The sequence below is a fragment of the Sphingobacterium sp. UBA6645 genome (assembly GCF_002455685.1).
In the GTDB taxonomy this organism is placed as follows: domain Bacteria; phylum Bacteroidota; class Bacteroidia; order Sphingobacteriales; family Sphingobacteriaceae; genus Sphingobacterium; species Sphingobacterium hotanense.
The window spans coordinates 76534-80520 of the sequence record NZ_DKLH01000023.1; the positions used below are offsets into that span (position 1 = coordinate 76534).

The 3987-nt window shown below is 40.2% G+C and carries 3 protein-coding genes; all 3 read left to right on the forward strand.

Features of this window, described 5'->3' with window-relative positions:
- The coding region (locus B2400_RS04385; RefSeq protein WP_293931215.1) for a RagB/SusD family nutrient uptake outer membrane protein at positions 1 to 1218 on the forward strand (1218 nt) is incomplete at its 5' end.
- A gap of 10 nt (positions 1219 to 1228) precedes the next feature.
- Complete coding sequence (locus B2400_RS04390) at positions 1229 to 2164, forward strand: phosphodiester glycosidase family protein (protein ID WP_293931218.1); 936 nt, start codon at positions 1229 to 1231, stop codon at positions 2162 to 2164.
- A 4-nt stretch (positions 2165 to 2168) separates the two neighbouring features.
- The gene (locus tag B2400_RS04395; protein WP_293931220.1) at positions 2169 to 3917 is read left to right on the forward strand and encodes a hypothetical protein; all 1749 of its coding nucleotides are present in this window, start codon (positions 2169 to 2171) and stop codon (positions 3915 to 3917) included.
- Positions 3918 to 3987: the final 70 nt, after the last annotated feature.

Here is a 3987-nt window from a genome sequence, read left to right on the forward strand (position 1 = left end):
GGAAATCAGCTTGATTTATATTCACATTCGGCGATGTCGCCTGATGCTGTGAAAGAAAGTGATATACCGGCGCTGCGTATTGGTATGTATAACAACATGCAGAATGATCCCGGTGTACATAATTTTATTCTTTTTGATTTGTTAGGTGGCGACCTGCAAACCGGGGCAAACGCGTCACCTTTAAACTTAATTACTAGCACTTTATCGCCGTTAAACTCTGTAATCTCACGTGGCTGGAACGGATATTACAGTTCGCTTTATCAAGTGAATAATGTTATTGACATTTGTAATAAGCAAGAAGCAAGCGCCGTAAGGAATAAAACTTTGGGCGAAGCATATTACTTCCGAGCATTAAATTATTACAATCTAGTAACGCGTTGGGGAGATGTACCTCTACTATATGAAAATACGCTTGACAAGCCGTTTCGTACTGCACAGGCTGATGTTTGGGCGTTTATAGAGCAAAATTTGAAAGAATCTTCAAATCTACTCAGCGTTGCCGACTCGTATTATTATGTTTCTGCAGATGCTATTACCGCATTGCAAGCCCGTGTATATTTGGCGCAGGGCAAAAAGGCAGAGGCTGCACAAGCTGCTGAGAAATTAATAACCTCTGGAAAGTACGCTTTGGATAGTTTTGAGAAGATATTCCGAAAGCAAGCGAATAATGAAATTATCTTCGCCTTTGAGAATCTCTCGGAAGAGTCTTCCATTAATATTTCTGATTTGTTTTATTCATACGCCCATCCTAACAAAGGACAAGGTAATTATCGAATCACCGAAAAAACGGTGAATTTATTTGCCCCTTCAGATAAACGTCGTGCAATGACAATAATAAATATAGCGGGTACTGAATGTGTCAACAAATATCCAAGTGGACAAACTGGTCGTGATCCAGTCATTATTTCGAGAATTGCAGAGATGTATTTGATTTCTGCAGAAGCACAGGGGCTTCAAAATGGATTAACTCGTCTAAACCAACTTAGAAACTACAGAGGGCTGCCAAGCATTAACCCATCATCAGAAGCAGATTTTTTAGATGCTGTATTGAAAGAACGGCAAATGGAACTGCTAGGGGAGAACTTTCGTTTCTACGATCTGGTGCGGACAGGTAAAGCTGTAAGCACTCTGGGCATCTTAAACTATCAAACTTTACTACCAATACCGGGAAGCGAATTACAAAGAAACACTAATTTAGCACCAAATCCTGGATACTAATTATCAAATCATGAATAAGTTAAAATCAATATATTTATCGCTACTTATTGTACCCTTATTAGGTGCATGCAGCAATAAAGACGAATTTATCAAGGTCGAGGATCAGTTCAGCTTGAATCCTACGACGGATGTTGCGAAGAAGTTAGTTAGCGGAACAAATCTTTTTGTACATATTAAGAAGGATACGTCTTACACGGTTCAAGAAGGAATTACAGCATCTGAGATATCCTATATATCGCATACCGGCCTAGCAAAAACAATATTCACATTTGAAGTAGACTTGACTAAGCCAAATATTGGAATGGAGGTATCTACGCCGAACAACTCTCCGCAGTACGGCATGCAACAAATGACAAAGCAGGCAACTTTTGAAGATTCTGAAGGACACGAAGTTTGGGCTGGGATCAACGCTGATTTCTTTAATACTTCGAATGGGACGCCTCAGGGAATTCTATATAAGGAGGGAATAGCAATTAAAACTAGCGTCACGGATGGAATTAATACGTTTTTTGCTATCCTTAAAAACGGCAAGGCCTTTGTCGGTGATCAAGACGACTATGAGAATGTGAAAGGAGAAATTCAGGAAGCTGTTGGGGGAAGAGTAACTCTTATCAATAATGGGATACTATCTACACAGACAAACGCAACATTAGAGCCTCGTACTGCTATTGGTGTTTCTCAAGATGGCAGCAAAGTTTATATTTTGGTTGTTGACGGACGTCGCTTTCATTATTCAAACGGAATGGCTTATGATGAACTTGGTAAATGTTTAAAGGCCATGGGTGCTTACGACGCCATAAACTTGGATGGCGGTGGCTCAAGCACATTTTTCGTCCGTAACACTCCAAACTTTACGGATGATAGATTTGAAATTAGAAATTGGCCATCGGATAACGGTGGAATGGAGCGCGCTGTCGCCAATGGTATATTAATTATCAAAAAATAAGTCAATGAAAGTCTATAAATTAACGCAGTTGTTAGTCGTGTTACTAATTTGCTTGACCTCTTGTCAAAAGCTTGATCTTAAGAGTTTTGCCCCAGAAAATGGGACTATTTCTTTCGAAAAGAACAATTTAGAGGTTTCAAGTCAACTCGATACAATCGAAATAGCAGTCCAGTCGAATCTACCATTTAGATTAAAAACGGCAAGCAGTTGGATTAGTTTTATTAAAGCGAACAGTTTGGAATCCGGTACAGTTCAAATAATAGTGGCAAGAAACCGAGAACTCAGCGAACGTACTGGCATGGTTGAAGCTTATATCACTGATGACGTAAAAACTAGCTTAACGATTGTTCAAAAGGCTGGAGAGGTATCGACTGAAGTAAAGCATTTTTACGTGAAATCAAGTGCAAGTTCAAATTCTGATGGTTTGTCATGGGAGAAAGCTACCACTCTAGATATGGCCCTAAAAGATGCGCAGAATGGTGATGTTATTCATGTAGCAGCAGGTGTTTATAAACCTGTGGTTAATTTATCGGGTGGCTCACAAGCGGGGGATATCACCTTCGAAATCGCACAGAATGTGAAACTAATTGGTGGTTATCCTGCTCAGGCTACTACTGGTGCAGCTGCTAATGCCAACAACAAAACTGAATTGAACGGCGACGACCGCGCGACCCATGTACTAACAATTGTAGCTCCAAAAAGTAACGGTCATAAAGTAGAATTAGACGGATTTACGATTACTAAAGGGAAAGCTGGTGGTACGGGCTCAGTAGCAGTAAATGGTATAAATATAAGTCGTCAGCACGGAGCAGGTATCCTAATTGCAGGGTCTGTCGTCGAGATGAAGAATATGAAAGTTACCGATAATAGTTCATTTAATCACAATCCAGGAATCTATATCACAGCTGCGGCCGACGTTCTTATGAAGAACGTGAGTATTACAAATAACTACTCTACAATTGCGGCTTCTAACGGCGGGGGTATTTGGAATGACGGTTCGAAATTACAGCTGATTGATTCAGAGATTCTTGGAAATAGGACAGGGGGAGTTGGAGCAGGATTGTATAGCCTCAACTCTTCAGTCGAAAGCGTGAATATTCTTTACAACGTCACCATAGCAAACAATGTTGCTGGTGCTTTAGGCTCCAACGCTGTTGGGGGCGGTATTTATGCACGTGAAAAATCGTTGTTTTATGTCATCAATTCAACAATCTATGGGAACAAAGCAGGTGGAAACGGGTTTGGAGGCGGTATTGCATTGTATGGTGATACACAGATGAACCTAATCAATTCGACAGTATCAGGAAATCAAGGAGGAATGAATAGCGCTGCAGTTGGTGGTTTTGCCGTTCAAAATGCTTCCGCTGGTAACAATAGTTTGTTCATATATAATTCCATCATTTCTGGAAATATAAGCACAGGTAGTTTAGAGCTTGGAGGACAAGCATTTGCATCATATAGTATTAAATCTTCTATATTGTCGACTCAGGTATACGATTATGAAGGAAAAGTTAGCACAAAGGCCTTCGATCCAACAACAGCTTTCAGTACGTTCGGAAAAAATGGCGGCTACGGTGAGACAATCCCTTTAAAAGGTTCCTCGCCTGCGACTACCGATGGTATGACAGCATTGCAACTACAGATACTCGGAATTAATTTACCAGCCATAAAACCCGATTATTTAATTATCGACCAGAATAACCTTTCAAGAAATAATAAAACAGTTATGGGTGCAGATATCTCAATAAAATAGCACCCCAAATAAAAAAAGAAAGCAGTGGAGTCCGAACAAGACTCCGCTGCTTTTTTTCTGAAAGTTATTG